Genomic DNA, 20,790 nt, shown 5'->3' with positions numbered 1-20,790 from the left:
AACTAAAATCAAAAAAAATGTTAATTAATTATTTATAATTTTACTATTAGCTTAATTTTTTAAATAATAAACAAATACGACTCCCTTCTTAATTAATTCAAAAAACCATCCGAATCACCCACTATTTCAGCATTTTTTTAAACCTTCCTGTAATGATTCTTTTTTAACACCGTCCAAAATGAAGTAAACCCCGAGAGAGGACAAAAACTAAAAACATGAAAAAACTATTAATTATTTTACTAGCTGTATTTACTAGCTCACAAATAGAAGCACAAACCAATGAAGTATTCGATGCTTTACTAAAAACATATGTAACTTCTGAAGGAAAGTTAGATTATAAAGGTTTAAGAAAAAACAAAGCAATATTAGACATTTATCTAAATCAATTAGAAGAAACTATTCCATTAAAAAAGTGGTCATCTAAAAAAGCGAAAGCATTTTGGATGAATGCATATAATGCTTATTCCATTAAATTAATAATCGATAGTTATCCTTTAAAGAAACTAACTGATATTAAAATTAAAGGAAAGAACGCTTGGAAAATCCCTTTCGCAAAAGTTGGGAAAAAGACATATTCATTAGATTACATAGAACATAAAATTTTAAGAAGATGGCATGATGATCCTAGAATCCACGTTGGAATTAATGCAGGTTCTGTATCGGGACCTAGATTTCCAAATTATGCATTCACAGCTCAAAATATTGAAGACAAGTTAGAAAGTTTAATGAAAGAGTTTATAAATGATTCGAGTAAAAATAAAATTTCACTTACCAAGGTAGAAGTATCCAAAATATTCGAATGGTATCAAGAAGATTTCACCTCTGTAAACTCTTTAGTAGACTATATTAACAAATATTCTAACACTAAAGTAAACGACAATGCTGAAGTATCCTATTTAGATTATAACTGGTCTTTAAACGAAAAACAATAATCCTTTTTTACCCAAAATAATTCTCCCGTATTTATAAGCTGTTCTGCTAAATAGAACAGCTTTTCTATTTTCCTTAACAATTCTTCGGTAAATAAAAACTTATCAACACGAAATCGATTTCGATTCAAACTACTGTAAACTAAGCAAATAATAATAGGTAAATTCGATAAAAATGTAATTCCACCGCCCTTTCATTACATTTTTACCAACCTCATATTAATCAATAACAAACCTATTATTCATGAAAACTTATTTTTCAAGATTAAGTTTCGTGGTATTCCTTCTTACCATGTTAACTTACGAAAACGTTTTCTCTCAAAATGATTTTCGAGAAGAAACAATTTACTTCCTACTAACAAGTAGATTTAATAATGGAGACCCAAATAACAATGCTCCCACCGAATGGTCTTCCTACAATCCAGATCCAAACATCAATCCAAGTATAACAGACCCTAATGATGTAACTTGGAGAGGTGATTTTAAAGGTTTAATTCAAAAATTAGATTACATAAAAGATATGGGCTTCACTGCCATTTGGATTACACCGATTGTTCATAACAGAAGTCCATTAGATTATCATGGTTATCATGCTTGGGATTTTACCCGAGTAGATCCTAGATTAGAATCACCTGGTGCAACTTTCCAAGATTTAATTAATGAAGTTCATGCCAGAGGAATGAAAATCGTGCTAGATGTAGTAACAAATCATGCCGGACGTTTCGGTATTAAAGATGTTGCAGAAATTAAGTACAATACCGATCCTACTAAACCATGGGCTTCAGTTGACAATGCTAATTGGGAATACGATGGAATTACTCCAAATCCAGATGACGGATTAATTTGGAGTAGAGCGAACTTAGCGAAAATGCCAGCACCTTATAATCAAAATTTAGCAGCTTATAATTTCCCAGGTAAAGAAAGTTATGTAGACACAAGTGATCCAGATTGGTATCATCATTCTGGTAATGGATTTGCGCAAGGTTTTGATGATATTGAAAACTTACACAATCGAGCTCTTGCAGGCGATACTCCGGATTTAAATACTAGTAGTACAAAAGTTAGAGAATACTTAGTGAACGCATATCGCAAGTATATCGAAATGGGAGTAGATGCTTTTCGCTGGGATACATTAAAACATATGAGCAAAGAAGATGTTTTATATTTCTTTGATGCATTCAAAGCTATTAATCCCAACCTTTTCATTTTCGGTGAAGTTGCTCAAAAGCGACATGAACTTCATCCTGTAGAAGAAATTAATCCTCACTATTACACTTGGCGCGGCGCAGTAAATAATTCCGCTCCATTAGATTTAGCTGTAATTGATTTTTATGGTGAGGCAACTTTTCATGGGACTTTTGAAGAAGGTCAGTCCTTTCCAACGGTAAAAGCAGCCGCGCGTTATGATCATTTATATAGCGACCCTTCTACGCTAGTTACTTGGTTAGATAATCATGACTTTGGTCCGAGTAACGATTGGAACAGACGTTATGGAGGAAGCGATGAAAACTTAGCCGCTTGTATGAATTTTATGTTCACTTGGCGTGGAATTCCAACAGTATATTACGGAACTGAAATGCGCTTTAAAGCTGGTGAATTTGCAGATATACATAATGCAGCTGGAATTCAAGAATCTATAGATAATACAGGTAGAGCTTATTATGGTGATGTGATGGATCAGGCTCCAAGTCATAAAATATATCAACAAATAAAAAAGTTGAATGCAATGCGACGCGCTATTCCTGCTTTGCAAAAAGGAAGCTGGGAATGGAAAGAAGCTCCAGGAAATGCTGTTTCTTATAAAAGAGTTCATGGAAACAGCGAAGTTGTTGTTGGTTTAGCAAAAGATGGAGATGCATCATTCTCAATATCTGGTGTTACTGATGGCGTGTATAGAGATGCTGTAACTGGAAGAGAAACTTTTGCTTCTGGAGGTAGAATCAATTTTTCAGTCACTTCTGGTTCTGCTGGAGTTTATGTTTTAAACGGACCAGGTTTAATTGGACCATGCGGCGGTGGATATTTTGAGAACTGTGTTAACGGACCAAGTAAACCAATAGTAAATATCAACTCGAATGCAACGCAATCCGAAAATCCAATACAAGTTTCAATGGAAGCTTTTGGTGGTTCTGGAAGCTTAGAAATTTTCTATACCACGGATAATTCTAATCCTAATCAATCTAGCAACCGTTATACGAGTTCCTTCACTATCAATAATTCTTCAACTATAAAAGCGATTGCATTCGATAATAATGGAATAGCATCTGATATCGTAACTCAAAACTTTACAATCGGACCAATTGAAGGATTGCATGTATACTTCAAAAAACCCGCTTCTTGGTCACAAGTGAATGTTCATTATTGGAATGAATCTCCTGATGTTTTGCCCGTTAGCAATTGGCCTGGCCCAGAAATGAACCAAATTGGAAATACAGATTGGTATGAATATATATTTAATGGCGTAACGAGTACTAACTTACTATTTAATGATAATGGTAATGCAAAAACTGATGATTTAGTTAGAGCTCAAGATGGATGGTTTCAAGATAACCAATGGTTTGATTCAGATCCAAGAGATAATTCAACTCCTGATGATCCAGATCCGGTTGATGGTATAACAATTTATTACAAAGGAAACATTTCGAATCCTAACATATATTACTGGAATACAAGTCCTGGAGCGGCTACAACATCTTGGCCTGGTGAAAATATGACTGCTATTGGAAATGGTTGGTTTTCTTATACCCTTAGTAATGTGAATTATACCAATTTGATTTTTAGTAGTAACGGAAATAATCAAACTGATGATTTACAACGATGTAGAGATGGTTGGTATTTCAACGGAACTTGGCACGACTCTAATCCAGAAGAACAACCTACTGGAAACGATTTAAACATCTATTTCAAGTCTGATTCTTACAGTAATCCTGAAATCTATTTTTGGAATGTTACACCTTCTAACCTGACCACAACTTGGCCTGGTGAAACTATGACCTTACAAGGTAATGGTTGGTACAAATACACTTTCAGTAATACCAATTGCTCGAATATCATATTCAGCAATAATGGAAGTTCTCAAACTGGTGATTTAAACAGATGTTCTAACGGTTGGTATTATAACGGAACTTGGTATGATTCTAATCCAGATAATTCACAATCTAAAACCAGTTCAATTTTTAGTACTTCTAGCCATCCAGATCTAATATCTATTTATCCCAATTCAATTAATGAGAATTCGAAAGTGAGAATTGGTAATTTGAACGGTAAAACAGATTTAAAAATTGAAGTAATAAGTGTTTTTGGCACTTCCCAAACTCTAGTTGACACTAAAATCAATTCAGGAATGCATAAGTTTAAACTTAATGAAATTCAAAATCAATTAACCAACGGAATCTATTTTGTTCGTGTTACAATGAACGGAAAAACTACAGTTAAAAAGATTATTAAGAGATAATCCTTGAAAAAAACGTCATTCTGAATTTATTTCAGAATCTCATCATATAGAGATTGCTTATTGTAATAAGAAACTGAAACAAGTTCAGTTTGACGTATTAAATTACACATGTTGGTCAATCAATATTGTATTTCCATCGGGGTCAAAAAACACAACACTTCCTGGACCGTTGGTTGAAGCATCAACTTCTCTTTCCAATTTTATATGATTCTCCTTTAAGTGTTGTTGAATTGTTCTCACATCGTCATATTCCTCTAAAGTATTGGCATTTTCATCCCATCCTGGATTAAAGGTTAGTATATTATTTTCAAACATACCTTCAAATAAACCAACCAAGGAATTACCATTTTTCATAATTAAGTAATTACGCTCCATTGCTCCAGCAAATACCTTAAAACCTAACGTTTCATAAAAATCTCGTGATTTCTGCAAACTCTTTACAGCTAAACTTATAGAAAAAGCTCCTAATTTCATAGTAGATATAATTTGGTTAACTCTTCTAAGTTACTATTTTAAAAATAAGAATACTATTTCGACTTATTTTTTATGATGGCTCTCATTAAGAAATAATAGGCAGTATTGTATAATACAACACTTAAAATAATAAAAAACAAGGAAGTTCCTGTAATTTTCTTTGATCCTGATAAAGCATCAGAAAGGATAAAAATTGCGATTGAAATAAACATTTCTTTGTTTCCAAACTTCGTTCCTCTTGTTGTTAATAAAGAAAAAGAGGTAGATAACAATAACACCAATCCAACGGTAGTAACAATTGATAAGTAGTAAAAAATAGAATCTGTATAAATCAAGTATAAAATCATTCCAAATAATAACGATGTAATACTCAATGCTATCAATATTATTTTCTTATCAATTTTTGATTTAATATCGAATATTAGTTTTAACCAAGAAAAACGCAATGCAATCAAACTACACATTCCTAGCAAAGTAAAATCATCAAGAGAAAATAAAAATCCAGTTAAAATTATGAATAAGGATAAAATCCAAAAACTAAACGGAATCTGTTCAGCAGAAAAATAACCATATAACACAACTGATGATAAACTAAGCAACCTAGGAATCCATAATATTTCTTTTAAGCCGAAAAAAATCATTGAAATATCAACGATACTAAAGACTATAAATAAAACAAGAAACAAATGCTTTAACCGCATTGAATAGGGGTATTTATTTGGGTGATGGGTAAATATATAAAAAATCTTACATGGAGTATTAAAGGACTATTTTTTTAACTTAAATAACCTTTTATAAGTCAAGCACCTCCAAAGCCATTCCATTGGACCAAACTGAAAATATTGTAACCACACTTTACTCACAACAATTTGAAAAACAAACACTAGTAATGCTGTTAAAAATGTTTCTGTTGGACTCATAGTTTCATATAATCCAAAACCAATAGAGGAGAATAAAACTAACCCGATAAAACTATGCATTAAGTAATTTGTTAATGCCATTTTTCCGGCAAACTGCAGAGGTCTTAATAAGACTTTTGCACTCGTTTTATACCACATCCAACCAATAAACCATAAATAAAATAGTCCCATAATTACATCGGAAATCATCATAAGTTTAATAAAAAGTTGACGTGCAAAATCAATTTTATATACATCTAATTTCACTATTACATACAAGAAACAAATTCTATATATATTAGATAATACAGCTATGAGAATTGCTGGTTTTCTAATTTTGAAAATGAAAGTTTCTAAATTTTCATACATCTTATTTTTACCCAAATACATCCCAAGTAAAAACATTGATAATGCGATTGGAGCTAAGAATCCAACTAACATGGGAAAGTTTGACAAATACTCAAGAATTCTCAATTGAATTCCTTCTATATAAGTTCCTTCGGTAATAATTTTGTTTACACTTTCTCCCGTATATCCTTCTAAATACATTCCAGGATTATAACCTAAAAACGTGAATATTTGCTGAAAGATGTAATCATAAAACGGAAATAATAAAAAGAAAACTGATAAGCTAAGTATTAATTTATTGGACTTTTTAATTAAAAAAACTGTCAACAAACCTAACAAAGCGTACATATTTAAAACATCTCCAGACCAAAGAAGCAAAATGTGTAAAACACCAAACACAAACAGAAAAAACATTCGTCTGAAAAAGAAAGCTTTACTCAATTTTCCTTTTTCAGAAAGTTTTACAGCTTGCATTGAAATCCCTAACCCAAATAACAGCGAAAATATTGGAAAAAACTTTGTGTAAAAAAATAACTGCAATACTTTCTGAATAGCAATATCTAAACTAGAAGTCCATTGTTTAGCGAACTCATCTTGATTCAAAAAAGTTGAGTTCATAATTACAATATTCACTACAAAAATTCCGAGAATTGCAAATCCTCTATACACATCAAGTAATTCAATTCTTTTATTCTTAGCAGTTTTATCTATGTTTTTTGATTCCATTATTTGGATTTAGTATTTGGCATAAAAAAACCCTACACTGATTTAGTATAGGGTTTAAATTTATATTCTCTATATGTAATAGGATTACATTTCTAAAGCTTTCTTTGGATTTCCTCCCATAAGTAACTCTACTGGGTCTTCTAATGCTTCTTTAACAGCAACTAAGAAACCAACAGACTCTTTTCCATCGATAATTCTGTGATCGTAAGATAAAGCTACGTACATGATTGGTTGAATAACCACTTCTCCATTAACAGCCATTGGACGGTTAACGATATTGTGCATTCCTAAAATTGCACTTTGTGGAGGATTGATAATTGGTGTCGATAACATAGAACCAAATACACCACCGTTAGTAATTGTAAATGTTCCTCCCGTCATTTCATCAACAGTAATTTGACCTTCACGAGCTCTGATTGCTAAACGCTTAACTTCGCTCTCAACACCTCTAAATGTTAAGTTTTCAGCGTTTCTAATTACAGGCACCATTAATCCTTTTGGTCCAGAAACTGCAATTGAAATATCTTGGAAGTCGTAAGACACCATTTCTTTACCATCAATCATTGAATTTACAGCTGGATACATTTGTAATGCACGAACACAAGCTAATGTAAAGAAACTCATAAATCCTAAACCAACACCGTGTTTAGCTTTAAAGTCTTCTTTATACTCATTACGTAAATCAAAAATTGGTTGCATATTAACTTCGTTGAACGTAGTTAACATTGCAGTTTCGTTTTTCACAGAAACTAAACGCTCTGCTACTTTTCTACGAAGCATAGAAAGTTTTTTACGCTCTAATCCTCTTGATCCCATTCCTGGAGTTCCCATTGAAGGTACGGCCTTAACAGCATCATCTTTAGTGATTCTTCCGTCTTTTCCAGTTCCTTTAACGTCAGAAGCACTCATTCCTTTTTCAGCTAATACTTTTTTAGCTGCTGGTGAAGCTGTTCCTGTTGCATATGTTTCTTTTGCTGGTTCGGCTTTTGGAGCTTCCTTCTTTTCTTCAGTTTTAGGAGTTTCTTTCTTCTCTTCTCCGCCTTCAGGTTTTGCAGCACTCATATCAATATGACATACTACAGCACCTACTGCAACTGCATCTCCTTCTTCTGCTTTTAACGTGATAATTCCACTTTCTTCCGCTGGTAATTCTAACGTTGCTTTGTCAGAATCAACTTCGGCAATTGGTTGATCTTTTTCTACATAATCACCATCTTCAACTAACCAAGTTGCTATTTCTACCTCTGTAATTGATTCCCCTGGAGAAGGAACTTTCATTTCTAAAACACTCATATTTTCTTTTTTTTCTGAGTTTATTTTATTCTTTATTTATCAAAAACTTTGTCAATAATTGCTTGATGACGTTCTTTAAAACGTGTACTAGAACCAGCTGCTGGAGCTGCTCTATATTTTTCTGAAGCACACTCTAAACGAGCTAATTCAAAACGCTCTAACATGTATGACCACGATCCCATATTCTTAGGTTCTTCTTGTGCCCAAACATAACGTTCAACGTTTGGATATCTATCCATTACCGCTTTAATCTTATCATTGTGTAATGGGAATAACTGCTCTATTCTAACTAAAGCAACATCATCTCTTTCTAACTTGTTTCTTTCAGCTAATAAATCGTAATAGAATTTACCAGTACAGAACACCATCTTCTTCACATTAGCTGTATCTATTGTATCGTCAATTACTTCTTGAAATGTTCCTTCTGCTAATTCCTCAATAGAACTAACAGCAGCTGGTAAACGTAACAAACTCTTAGGTGTAAATACAACTAACGGTTTTCTAAAATCACGCTTCATTTGACGGCGTAGAATATGATACATATTCGCCGGAGTAGTACAATTTGCAATAGTCCAGTTATCAGTTGATGACGATTGCAAGAAACGTTCTATCCTTGCCGAAGAGTGCTCAGGACCCTGACCTTCGTAACCATGAGGCAACAACATTACCAATCCGTTTTGAAGCTTCCACTTATCTTCAGCAGATGAAATATACTGATCGAATACAATTTGTGCTCCGTTTGCAAAATCACCGAACTGCGCTTCCCAAATAGTTAATGTATTTGGCGCTGCCATTGCATAACCATAATCGAAACCTAAAACTCCATACTCGGATAAATGAGAATTGTAAATTGTTAATTCTCCTTTATTCTTAGGGTTTGTATTTAATAAGTTTACGCGCTCTAAAGTATTTTCATCACGCATAATTGCATGACGGTGCGAGAATGTTCCTCTTTCTACATCTTCTCCGGAAATACGAACATTGAATCCTTCTTCTAATAAAGTTCCGTAAGCTAAATTTTCAGCTGTACCCCAATCTAATTCATTCTTTTCAAACACCATATCAGCACGCCCTTTTAAGATACGCTCTGCTTTACGAACAAATTTATGACCTTCTGGTGTTGAAGAAATTACTTTCGCAATTCCTTTTAATGCTTCAACCGAATAACTTGTATCCACTGGTTGTAACATATCTTCTAATTGCTTTCTTATAAATCCATCCCAAACATCTGGCATGAAATCTTGAATTTTTGAAGTAGTTTTCTTTTTTGACTCTGTAAATTCAGCTTCTAAGTAATCTTTAAACTCGTCTGTAATCTGCTTTACATAGTCTTTAGTTATCGTTCCTTCTTCTAATAACTTACCTACATAAATTTCTTTGGCATTTTTATGCTTTTTGATAAGTTTATATAATTCTGGCTGCGTAAATGTTGGCTCATCACCTTCGTTATGACCATATTTACGATATCCTAATAAATCAATAAAAATATCTTTTTTGAACTTTGCTCTATATTCTACTGCAATTTGCATGGCATGACAAACAGCTTCAGCATCATCAGCATTCACGTGTAATACAGGTGACAATGTTACTTTAGCAATATCGGTACAATACGTGCTTGAACGTGCATCTAAATAATTTGTAGTAAATCCAACTTGGTTATTTACCACAACATGAATTGTTCCTCCTGTTTTATATCCATTTAATTGTGCCATTTGCACAACTTCATAAACAATTCCTTGACCTGCTATTGCAGCATCACCATGCACTAATATTGGAAGAATTTTAGAATCATCGCCTTCATAAACTAAATCAACTTTAGCTCTAACAATACCTTCTGCAACAGCATCTACTGTTTCTAAGTGAGATGGGTTAGGAACTAAATTCATTTTCATTTCCTGACCTCCCTTATACGATTTACTTAAAGTAAGTCCTAAGTGATATTTTACATCTCCATCAATCGTTTCATCTTCAAAATCTTTACCTTCAAATTCACTGAATAAATCACGCACAGGTTTTTTGAAAATATTAACCAATGTATTCAGACGACCACGGTGAGCCATTCCTAAAACACATTCTTCAACTCCAAACTTTTCTGCCGCATCTCTTAATGCAACACTAATTCCTGGAATTAATGTTTCACCTCCTTCAACCGAAAAACGTTTCTGCCCTACATATTTAGTTTGTAAAAAACTTTCGAAAGTTGATGCTTGATTTAATTTTGATAAGATGTATTTCTTTTCATCTAAACTATAGTTTGGATGATTATTATTCTGATTTAATCTATTTTGCCACCATTTAATTTGCTCAGGATTTCTAAGGTACATGTATTCTACACCTATACTGTCGCAATAAATAGCCTGAAGATGCTCTACTATTTCAGATAACGATTTCGGTCCTATACCTAATATTTCTCCTGCATTAAAAACAGTAGACAAATCATCTTTGCTTAATCCAAAGTTCTCTAAATCTAGTTTTGGAGTATATTTTCTACGCTCTCTAACAGGGTTCGTAGCAGTAAATAAATGACCTCTAGTACGGTATCCGTTGATTAAATCTAATACTAAAAACTCTTTACGAACTTCTTCAGGGATTAGAACCTCTTGCTCTTCTTCGGTTAATGAAAAATTCTCATTAGCCAAATCGTAACCTTGGAAAAAACTTCTCCAACTTGGTTCTACTGCATCTGGGTTTTTTTGGTATTGTTCGTACAGCTCACTAATAAAACCTACATGTGCTGCATTTAAGAACGAAAACTTGTCCATATATACAATTGTACTTTTCTGTATTAAAAATAACGAATACAAAAGTACAACTTTTAGTACAATCGTGTTCCTTTTTTAAAATTTTAATTCTGAGGATAAAAAATAAAAAATATAATTTTTTTCAAAAAAAAGTTTGCGGAATAAAAAAACGGTGTTATATTTGCACTCGCAAAACACGAAATGTGTCGCAAACTCCTCCTTAGCTCAGTTGGTTAGAGCATCTGACTGTTAATCAGAGGGTCCTTGGTTCGAGCCCAAGAGGGGGAGCAAAAAAAGTCCAACAATTTGTTGGACTTTTTTTATTCTTCAAATTTAGCTATTGAAAATTATATAATTCACAATTAGGATATTACAAAAATGATTTATTCGTATATTTGTAACTATGAAAAAAATATTTTACTTATTATTCGGTTTACTTTTTTTAGGAGCTTGCGCTAGCTCTACTTCTGTTGCAAAATCTTCACAGGATAGTGATAAAATTCAGGTAGAGCCAAATGTTTCTTCTAACAAATACTCAAAGAAAAGAAGCAATCACTAAATTGTTTTTTTCTTAATCTAAAACTATCAGTTTATCTTGCTTTAAAGGCAAGCAATCTTATTATTGCCTTGTCTTAAGGTAGAGTTTTCATTCTAAAATGAATTTGTGCAATTAGAAATGATTGACTCTAGTTCATTATCCGAATTTATCAAAGTATTTATTGGTCCAGCTTCAAAAACCGTTATTGGATATTTCGCCGAGTAAATATCGACGGGTAATAAGTTTTCTATAAAAGAAAATAGTGCTACATCAGAAGAAACATCAATGACATCAAATAAATTTAAATTTGAGTTATAAATAGAAAACTGAAAAGGATATTCAAAATCTACACAAGTAATCGGATCATCGTTATTCAACGTTAACTCATCACATTCAGTAATTAAGTCATTTAAGCCATTTTGATTCAGCACATTTTGAGTTGTATAATCGTATTTAGTTACTTGAATAGGGAAATTAAATTCAATCGTATCAACATCTGTATTCGACTGATTAAAAATAGTTTCAACTTGAGCCAAATCTGCCAAAGTGTTCAAAGTAACTGATACTCCATTAGCCACTAATGAAACCGGAAGCACAACCAAACCACATGGATTATTATCTATTAAATCGTCAGCAGAACCATCTAGCATACTAATCCTTCTAAAAGATTTAGTTGTTTCTGAATTTGCTGTATTAGTGTTTTGATTAGGAGCAGTTCCTTCCGTTATATCAATATCAGTTTGACAACCATAAAAACATAAAACAACACAGCAAATTACCCCTAACTTTATTACAGTTTTAAAACTCTTTCTTGTAAAATTTAATTGATGAATCGATTTCATTCTTTGCTGGAATTATTACTCTGTGAAAATATTAAAATTTAAACGCAACTGAAAGTTGTAAAACATTATTAAAGTATTCAGTATCATTCACAATTTCTCCTAAACCGTAATAATATCTTCCAGATAATGTAAAACCTCCTTTAGACACTAATCCAACTCCAGCATTCAAACCCCATGTAAATGAATTAGGTGTAAATTCTCTTGTACTATTTATAAAAGATTCTGTTCTTTCCGTATGTGATATCGCATAACCTAATTGAGGACCAAGTTCAACAAAAAAGAATTTAACCGGGTACATTTTAAACGTGGTAGCTAAATTAATATAATCTAACTCTTGTGTTAATTTGTAACTATTGTTTTGAACCTCATATCCTTGTTGAGAGTATACTAATTCTGTTTGAAACGCCACATTATTACTTATAAAATACTCATTGTAAAGTCCTACGTGGAAGCCATTCTTATGATTTGTCTCTGATTGATCATTATTTCTTACTGAAGATATATTATATCCAGCCTTAATTCCTGAATTTGAAGTTCCTTTACTCTGTGCATAAGAAACAGAAGTTATTAAGATTAGGATTAAAAAATTTAAAATTCGATTTGTCATAATACTATATTTTTTAAAGCGCCGAAAGTGTTTTCGGCGCATATATTAATATTTAGTTCTTTTTAGAAAGTTCCTTTTACTGATGCTACTAAATTGATTGATGAACTAGAAGTAACATTAATACTCTTAAAGTTTACATTTGAGTTAGATTCAACTTCTAACATTGTATTAAATTCGAACTCACCATCATTATCACTATCATTATAAGACACAAAATGTAATTCGTACTCACCTTCCTTTAAAAAGTTCAACTCGTAATTTGCGGTTAATTCACTTACTACAGAACTAGTAACAGCATTTGAGAACATAACATTACTATCTCCTTGTCCATTAGTTTCAACCTCTGCATCAAAACTTCCCTTTTCATATGCATATACAATAATCTTTTCTGAAGTATTTTGAGTATCGGTTAAAGTACCTGAAATTTCACCGCTCATTTCTTCGTTAATCACACGAATACTATTTCTTAACTCACCTGAAGTCACAAATTCAAAGTTTCCTGAATTAGATACAATTGCTTTTCTAATATCGAAATCAAGAACAACATTACTAGTTCCAGGAAGAATTTCAAAAGATTTTGCAATGTTTATCGTTGACATAGCAGTTGAAGACAACTCATCTTTAGTACCATCGTTTAGTTTTACGTAAGAACCTGGCGCATTACCAGAAGCATCAAACTGATTGTCTAACACCAACTCAATACTAGAATACGTTCCTGACATTAATTTTAAATCTCCTAATAATTTTTTAGTCCCATTTTGGTATTCCATCAAATCGATAGTAGTTTTTGTAAAATTCTCTACTGAAATTCCATTTACTCGTAAATCTGCAATCGTAACTACAACTCCACTAACATTTGCATTATCAGTTGGTGCATCTGTAATATAAAAGTTAGAAGCACTTTCTTGAGTATCGTTAATATTTTCTTCATTATTAGAACATGATGAAACTATAAATGCAGCTACCAACAACATAAATTTAGTAGTAAGGTTTTTTCTAATGTTTTTAAAAGTTTTCATAATTATTGTTTTAAAAGTTATTATTATTTTTTTGCTTACATCAAGTAGACACCTAATACTTAAACAACCCTACCCTTCTTTAAAATAAATTTTTAAAACATTGAAAAACAGATATTTAAATACTGTTTTCCAGGAATAATTTGTTTTTGAATCTTAAAAGAGTAAATTTGAGATATGTTGGAAACAGACTTTACTGATCTTTGTAACGAGAAACAATTTGATGCTTTTTATAAGAAAGAAATTAATCAAGTTTTTAGATTTATTGTTTCAAAAAACAATAATAGAGACGAAGCTTACGATATAGCTCAGGAAGCATTTATTCGTATTTGGAAAAACTGTAACAAGTTTGATATTACAAAAGCCAAAGCCTATCTATTATCTACTGCTAGAAATTTATTCTATAACATTACGAAACATAAAAAGGTAGTTCGTGCTTACGAGCAAGAAACACCCAATTTATATATAGATGAAGAATCTCCTGAATATACTTTGCGTCAAAAAGAGTTTAAAACTAAACTAGAAAAAGCTATTGCAGGTTTAACTGAAGCACAAAGAGAGGTTTTTTTATTGAATAGGATTGAAGGAAAAAAATACAGAGAAATAGCAGAATTACTCGATATTTCTGTAAAGGCTGTTGAGAAGAGGATGAGTAAAGCACTTGTTTACTTAAGAGAAAAAATAGAAGAATTTAATTAATTAGGTAGGGTAGATTACAACCTAATTGTCTAGATGTAAATGGATAACACAAAAAACATATTAAAGTGGCTCAATAATGAGATGTCTGCTGAAGAATTAAAAGAATTTCAGCAAACAGAAGATTATCGAAATTATATTGAAATTTCTAAAGCTTCGGAATATTTGGATTTCCCTACATTAAATCCTGATGTAGCTTTAGCTGATTTTAAACAACGATTTGCGGAAAGAAAGGAGACAAAAGTAATTCCTCTTTACAAAAAATTGGCGTTTAGAGTTGCTGCCTCAGTATTGATATTGTTAGGTTTAACCACTTATTTTTTACTGAACAATTCAAGCACAACTATATCAACTCAATTTGCGGAGAATAAAACCTTTACACTACAAGATGAATCTGTAATTCAATTAAACGCAGGAAGTTCCATTCGTTATAACAAAGAAGGCTTTGAAAATAACCGACAACTTAATTTAGAAGGTGAAGCTTTTTTTGATGTTGTTAAAAAAGGAAAGTTTGTTGTTGAAACCTCATACGGAAATATAAGTGTGTTAGGAACTAGCTTCAATATTAAATCAAGAAAAAACGACTTTACAGTTTTTTGTTTTACCGGAAAAGTACAAGTGAAAGCGTTAAACAAAGTATTTACTCTTACTAAGGGAGAAGGTGTTCGTTTAAATAAAGATAATGAACCTGTGTTATTCAACGATGAAACTTTAAAAACTCCTAATTGGATGAATAAAGAAAGTGTGTTTTATGAAGTTCCATATCAAGAGGTTATTGACGAATTAGAACGTCAGTACAATGTGAAAATTTCACTTAAAAATGTTGAAACAGATTATATTTTTACAGGAGCATTTGATAACAATAATTTAGATTCAGCAATTAAATCTGTTACTTTACCTTTAAACTTAAAGTATCAACAAAACAATAATTTAATTGAGATTTTTAAATAGCCTTTTTTATAAGAGCATCTTTATTCTATGCATCCTACTTGTTTCTTTGGTTAAGATTCAAGCACAAGAATCAGTACCATTTAAAAAAATCATTGCTGATTTAGAAAAGAAATTTGATGTTAAATTCTCCTACACTAGTAACTCTATTGAACTTATAAAAATTGATGATACTTTTGATATAGCAGAGTATTCATCTATTGAAGAAATTATAAATTATTTTAATGACGCTACATTTTTACAAGTAACAAAAATTAGTGACCGATATGTTTCTATTGCTTTAAAGAATGATCTTATCTCTATTTGTGGGTATTTAATTGATGAAAACAACAACCCAATTTCTGATGCAAATATTCTGGTGTTTGGAAAAAACCAAGGAACTATTTCGGATGCTTCTGGTTATTTTGAACTTTCAAATTTACAGATATCAGACTTTATTGAAATACATCATTTGTCTTTCGAAAATCAGGTAAAAAATGTGAATTCTTTCTATAAAAAGAATAACGAATGTCCTCGTATAAATGTGTTTGAACAAGGTGTTTTATTAGACGACGTATTTATTAAAAACTACATCCTAAAAAGCTTAGATAAAACTTCAGACGGAACTGTTCGAATGAATACTACTAAATTTGGTGTTTTAGGTGGTCAGGTGGAACCTGATTTATTACAAACTTCACAAATTTTACCAGGAATTGAAGCAGTGGATGAATCTATTGCAAACATTAACGTAAGAAACGGCGCCAGCGATCAAAACACTCTATACTGGGATAACATCCGCATGTATCATTCCTCGCATTTTTTTGGATTGATTTCGGGGATTAATCCATTTTTAACTGAAAATATTTCAGTAATTAAAAGCGGAACAAGTGCTCAATATAACAACGGAGTTTCAAGCACATTTTTTCTTGAATCTGACTCAACTATAAAAGAGAACATTCAAGTTGGAGGCGGCGTAAATTTCATCTCGGCGGACGTATATGTAAAAGCTCCTATTTCTGATAAAATTCAACTCAATGCTTCTTACAGAAAAAGCATTAACAACATCGTTAGCACACCAACTTATGATGCTTACTTCCAAAAAACTTTTCAAAATAATGATATTGGAAGAAATGCTGAAAACACTGATTTTAGCTTTTTTGATCTTAATTTAAACACCATTATAAAACCGAACGCAAAAAACACCATTCAGTTTAATTACATTCACATTAATAATTTACTGAAAAACCGTGAAGTTGAAGGAAGTGATTTAACTGATAAAATTGATCAAAAATCAAGGGCTTTCGGAGCTATTTATAAGTATAAAGCCTCTGAAAAATTTCAATGGAGTGTTGATTTTTACCACACTTTGTATAATCTTGAATCAGACAACTATCAAAATCAACAACAGCAATTAGTTATTCAAGGAAATGAAGTAAATGAAAATGCCATAAAAACTTCTGGAGTTTATGAGTTTGATGTAAAAAATAGACTAGAATTCGGATATCAATTCACAGAGTCAGGTGTGCAAAGCACTGCTAATATTGATGATCCATTTTTTATTAGAATTCAAAAAGGCGTGGTATTAAACAATGCTGTTTTTGGTGAATATACTTTTAATGATAAAAAGTTACTCGCTAGATTTGGACTGAGATATAATCATTTTAGTAAAATCAATGAACAAACCGTAGAACCTAGAATTAATTTATCTTATCAACTTTCTGATGCGTTTACGCTTATTGGAAATTATGAGCAAAAATCGCAATATACTTCACAAGTAATTGATTTCTTAGACGACTTTTTAGGTGTGGAAAATAGACGATGGGTTATTGTTGATGAAACAATTCCGTTGATAAAAAGCATGCAAGGAACGACCGGTTTTTCATTTAATAAAAACAAATTATTAGTTGATCTTCAAGTATATTATAAACAAACTAACGGCATTCTTATTTCAGGACAAGGATTTCAAAATCAATTACGAGATAGACGATTATCTGGAGAGCAAGAATCGTACGGCATTGAATTTTTAGTAAACAAACGTTTTAGAAAACTGAACCTTTGGTCGAGTTATACGTACGGAAATAGTGAGCTTTTATATACTCAAATCCAAAACGATCCTTTCCCCTCAAGCAATACTGTTCGTCATTCTGTAACAACTGGAATTCAATATGCTTTTAATGATAGTTTTAATTTGTCAATGGTTTCCAATATAAAATCTGGGCGACCTTATACTGTTCCTGTTTCAGGAAATGAAACTACTAATAACGGAAATTTTACTGTTGTTAATTACGACACACTAAATGCTGAACAACTTGGAGCTTACAGTCGATTTGATGTCTCTGCTAGTTATTCCAAACTGTTTAGAAATAATTTGAAATTAGATTTTAAAGCAGGAATATTGAATGTTTTAAATTCAAAACAAACGCTTCACAGATATTTTATTGTTGATGAAAATGATGAAAGTAGCGCTAAACAAATAGATATTAATTCGCTAAAGATTACTCCTAACATCACATGTAGGATTACTTTTTAGCCTAAAAAAGTACAAATATGAAACGTATCATTCCCCACATACTACTTCTTCTTATTCTATTTATAACTTCTTGCTCAAGTGAATCTAATACTGTTACAGGAGCTGAAAATGAAAACAACGGTGCGGTTGGAGATTCTGCTAACGATTTACTTTCTAGTAGTATCTACACAAAATTAATTGTAGAAATTGCCTATGTAAAAGATATGCAACCTAGCGCACAAGCAATTTCAAATTTTACTTCTTTTTTAGAATCGAGACTAAATAAACCACAAGGAATTCAAATTATCCAAAAGGAAATTACGATTTCAAATAAAACAAGTTATACCATTAACGATGTAAGAAGTATTGAAAACACACATCGAAATCAATTCAATAATGAAAATGAAATAGCTGTTTTCGCTTTATTCCTAGATGGCGCTTATTCAGAAAATACTTCAAATAGTTCAGTGTTAGGAGTTGCTCATAAAAACACGTCGTTTGTAATTTTTGAAGAAACTATTCAAGACCTGAGCTCAGATCCTTTCTCTCCATCAACTTCAACTATTGAAACTACTGTTATCAATCATGAATTTGGTCATATTTTAGGATTGGTAAACGCAGGAACTCCAATGCAAGATAACCATCAAGATACTGCAAATGGTCGTCATTGTACTACAGAAAGTTGTTTAATGTATTGGCGTGTAGAAACAGCTCAGGGAGCACTAGACATGCTGTCTGGTGGAAGTATCCCAAACTTAGATTCATTTTGTCTTCAAGATTTAAAAGCCAACGGTGGTAAATAATTTTCAATCACATTTTAGAAAAAAAGAATTAGAGGTAGGGTAAGTTCTTTTTTAGGTGTCTACTTAATAGAAAGATTAATAATATAAATCATAAAATCATGAAGACACTTAAAATAATGACATTGATAGTATGTGCATTTATTTCTATACAATCTACAGCACAAGAAACTGCAACCAAAGAAGATAAAGAAGCATACTACAAAAGAAGAGCGAAGGAAGATGCTAAGTTTGAACAAAACTTTAAAGCGGAAAACAAACGTGAAGAAAAAAAGTTCTGGAAAGAACAAGAAAAATACGAGGAGGATTTAAAAGAAAGAGATAAAGAAGCATACGAAGCTTATCAGCAAGGTAAAAGAGATGCATATGAAGAGCATTATGAACATTGTCATGATCACAATCATCATAGTCACTTTTACTATAGTTATGCTTCACATTATCACCATGGATATTATGAATACCATTATCATAGGTATCCGAGAAGAAGAAGTACAATAAGTACTAACGTAAGAATAAGTACACCAAGAGTAGGTTTGCGTCTATTTTAAGGCAAGTTTTACACTTTATTTTAAATTTAAAATCAAAAAAACATCGCTATTAAATAGCGATGTTTTTTATATAAATACTCGAACGATTAATTAAATATTAATGGTTTTTCCTTCTTTAGAATATTCTCTTTTTACACCTTCTAAGATGTACTGTCTTTGGATTTCTTGTTGTTTATTCGCTAAGGTTTTTAAACATGCATAGTGAATAATATTCACAATGTTCGACCCTGTAATACTGAACTTCTTTGCCAATTCTTCGATTGTTAAAGAAGCTTCTAACTCAATTCCTTTAGGTAAGTTGTTTCTCCATAAAACAGCGCGTTCTTCATAACTAGGCGCTTCAAATTCAATTATATTATGAAAACGGCGTGTAAAAGCCGCATCGATATTGTTTTTAAAATTCGAAGCCAAAATAATCAACCCTGGATGTGCTTCAATTCTTTGCAATAGATAAGAAACTTCTTGATTTGCATATTTATCGTGTGCATCTCTTACATTCGTTCTTTTTCCGAAAATAGAATCTGCTTCGTCAAAAAATAAAATCCAATCTTTATTAATTGATTTGTCAAAAAGTTTAGAAAGATTTTTCTCTGTTTCACCAATATATTTAGAAACTACCATAGATAAATCTACCCTGTAAACATCTTTTCCTGTGTATTTTCCTAACAAACTTGCTGTCAACGTTTTTCCAGTTCCTGGTACACCACAAAATAATACTCGATATCCAGGTTTAATTTTAGAATACATTCCCCAATCGTTCAAAAGAACATCATTATATGCTAACCAGTTTTCAATTTCTCTAACTTCTGTTAGTGTTTTTGTGTTTAAAACTAGGTCCTCCCAATTTAACTTAGTTGTTATTAAACTTGCAGGAAACTCTTGACTTAATTGTGGTTTTAGCTCTTTACTTGTTAAAAATAAATGTACATATTCTCTATTCAACACTATTTTTCCACTCATAAACGGCTCTCCATAAGGAACATTTTCTAGTTCTAGAATTGAATTTTTAAATAATACACTATTGTGTAGCATTCTATCAAGTATATGAGCTCTATTTGTAGTTTCTTTTCCTGCTAGAATGTAAAGTAAGGTTTCACCTGTTGGAATAATTCCTCTATGATTCTTTCCTTTTACACCACCAAAACCAGGAAACTCTCCTCCGTTAGGAAAAAAATCGGTAATAATATCTGTGTAAAAATTTGGTGAAATATGAGGTATTAGTGCAATTAATAATACCAAAATCTCATCATAATCTAACTGATGGCTTTTAGCGAATTGTGAAAATTCAGAATCATCATTTACAATATTATTAAACACCGGAAAAGGCGGTTCTTCATTCGTAAATTCTTTTTTTAATCGATAAAAAATTAACTCTTTTAGGTAAGAAAATTTTTCATCAAAATGTGATGTTTGAATTAAGGTGGTTTGTTCTTGTTGTTTCAT

The 20,790-nt window shown here is 31.7% G+C and carries 17 protein-coding genes and 1 tRNA gene; 9 read left to right on the top strand and 9 right to left on the bottom strand.

What is annotated here, in order from left to right; genetic code table 11:
• The first annotated feature begins 215 nt into the window (after positions 1-215).
• Positions 216-932, top strand: coding sequence for a DUF547 domain-containing protein (locus ACOSP6_RS14085; protein WP_422094516.1), 717 nt, complete (start codon positions 216-218; stop codon positions 930-932).
• A gap of 241 nt (positions 933-1,173) precedes the next feature.
• On the top strand, positions 1,174-4,383 hold the full coding sequence (locus tag ACOSP6_RS14080; protein ID WP_422094517.1) for a starch-binding protein: 3,210 nt from the start codon (positions 1,174-1,176) through the stop codon (positions 4,381-4,383).
• Between the two features lie 102 nt (positions 4,384-4,485).
• Here the strand turns inward: ACOSP6_RS14080 and ACOSP6_RS14075 are convergent, their stop codons facing one another.
• The 5 genes from ACOSP6_RS14075 to ACOSP6_RS14055 all read right to left on the bottom strand — a co-directional run bounded on the left by ACOSP6_RS14075 (position 4,486) and on the right by ACOSP6_RS14055 (position 10,885).
• Positions 4,486-4,857, bottom strand: coding sequence for a VOC family protein (locus ACOSP6_RS14075; RefSeq protein WP_422094518.1), 372 nt, complete (start codon positions 4,855-4,857; stop codon positions 4,486-4,488).
• Positions 4,858-4,910: 53 nt separating this feature from the next.
• Positions 4,911-5,498, bottom strand: coding sequence for a hypothetical protein (locus tag ACOSP6_RS14070; protein ID WP_422094519.1), 588 nt, complete (start codon positions 5,496-5,498; stop codon positions 4,911-4,913).
• A gap of 126 nt (positions 5,499-5,624) precedes the next feature.
• Positions 5,625-6,830 carry a DUF418 domain-containing protein gene (locus ACOSP6_RS14065; RefSeq protein ID WP_422094520.1) on the bottom strand — a complete coding sequence of 402 codons (1,206 nt, stop codon included), beginning with the start codon at positions 6,828-6,830 and terminating at the stop codon, positions 5,625-5,627.
• An 84-nt stretch (positions 6,831-6,914) separates the two neighbouring features.
• Entirely contained in the window at positions 6,915-8,123 is a 1,209-nt protein-coding gene (gene odhB, locus ACOSP6_RS14060) for a 2-oxoglutarate dehydrogenase complex dihydrolipoyllysine-residue succinyltransferase (RefSeq protein WP_422094521.1), read from the bottom strand.
• A gap of 32 nt (positions 8,124-8,155) precedes the next feature.
• Positions 8,156-10,885, bottom strand: coding sequence for a 2-oxoglutarate dehydrogenase E1 component (locus tag ACOSP6_RS14055; RefSeq protein ID WP_422094522.1), 2,730 nt, complete (start codon positions 10,883-10,885; stop codon positions 8,156-8,158).
• 193 nt (positions 10,886-11,078) lie between these two features.
• On the opposite strand from ACOSP6_RS14055, the gene ACOSP6_RS14050 reads away from it, so the two are divergent.
• Both ACOSP6_RS14050 and ACOSP6_RS14045 read left to right on the top strand, forming a co-directional pair.
• Positions 11,079-11,152 (top strand) — tRNA-Asn (locus ACOSP6_RS14050).
• A gap of 115 nt (positions 11,153-11,267) precedes the next feature.
• Positions 11,268-11,423 carry a hypothetical protein gene (locus ACOSP6_RS14045; protein WP_422094523.1) on the top strand — a complete coding sequence of 52 codons (156 nt, stop codon included), beginning with the start codon at positions 11,268-11,270 and terminating at the stop codon, positions 11,421-11,423.
• 92 nt (positions 11,424-11,515) lie between these two features.
• Here ACOSP6_RS14045 and ACOSP6_RS14040 read toward each other — a convergent pair whose 3' ends face one another.
• From ACOSP6_RS14040 to ACOSP6_RS14030, 3 genes are all read right to left on the bottom strand, one after another.
• Positions 11,516-12,244, bottom strand: coding sequence for a hypothetical protein (locus ACOSP6_RS14040; RefSeq protein WP_422094524.1), 729 nt, complete (start codon positions 12,242-12,244; stop codon positions 11,516-11,518).
• A 31-nt stretch (positions 12,245-12,275) separates the two neighbouring features.
• Positions 12,276-12,851: a porin family protein gene (locus tag ACOSP6_RS14035; RefSeq protein ID WP_422094525.1), complete on the bottom strand. Its 576-nt coding sequence runs from the start codon at positions 12,849-12,851 to the stop codon at positions 12,276-12,278.
• A 62-nt stretch (positions 12,852-12,913) separates the two neighbouring features.
• Positions 12,914-13,870 carry a DUF4382 domain-containing protein gene (locus ACOSP6_RS14030; protein WP_422094526.1) on the bottom strand — a complete coding sequence of 319 codons (957 nt, stop codon included), beginning with the start codon at positions 13,868-13,870 and terminating at the stop codon, positions 12,914-12,916.
• Between the two features lie 174 nt (positions 13,871-14,044).
• Between ACOSP6_RS14030 and ACOSP6_RS14025 the strand changes: the two genes are divergently transcribed.
• The 5 genes from ACOSP6_RS14025 (at position 14,045) to ACOSP6_RS14005 (ending at position 19,347) form a co-directional block, all read left to right on the top strand.
• Entirely contained in the window at positions 14,045-14,566 is a 522-nt protein-coding gene (locus tag ACOSP6_RS14025) for an RNA polymerase sigma factor (RefSeq protein WP_422094527.1), read from the top strand.
• 39 nt (positions 14,567-14,605) lie between these two features.
• Positions 14,606-15,514, top strand: a complete 909-nt coding sequence (locus ACOSP6_RS14020; protein WP_422094528.1) for a FecR family protein — start codon at positions 14,606-14,608, stop codon at positions 15,512-15,514.
• A gap of 46 nt (positions 15,515-15,560) precedes the next feature.
• A complete protein-coding gene (locus ACOSP6_RS14015) occupies positions 15,561-18,020 on the top strand; it encodes a carboxypeptidase-like regulatory domain-containing protein (protein ID WP_422094529.1) in 2,460 nt (819 codons plus the stop codon).
• Between the two features lie 17 nt (positions 18,021-18,037).
• Entirely contained in the window at positions 18,038-18,802 is a 765-nt protein-coding gene (locus ACOSP6_RS14010) for a membrane metalloprotease (RefSeq protein WP_422094530.1), read from the top strand.
• 98 nt (positions 18,803-18,900) lie between these two features.
• On the top strand, positions 18,901-19,347 hold the full coding sequence (locus ACOSP6_RS14005; RefSeq protein ID WP_422094531.1) for a hypothetical protein: 447 nt from the start codon (positions 18,901-18,903) through the stop codon (positions 19,345-19,347).
• Between the two features lie 90 nt (positions 19,348-19,437).
• Here the strand turns inward: ACOSP6_RS14005 and ACOSP6_RS14000 are convergent, their stop codons facing one another.
• Positions 19,438-20,790: an ATP-binding protein gene (locus tag ACOSP6_RS14000; protein WP_422094532.1), complete on the bottom strand. Its 1,353-nt coding sequence runs from the start codon at positions 20,788-20,790 to the stop codon at positions 19,438-19,440.

It is taken from the genome of Tenacibaculum sp. MEBiC06402 (assembly GCF_049239625.1).
Classification (GTDB): Bacteria; Bacteroidota; Bacteroidia; order Flavobacteriales; family Flavobacteriaceae; genus Polaribacter.
This window is presented reverse-complemented; position numbering and strand designations above follow the sequence as displayed.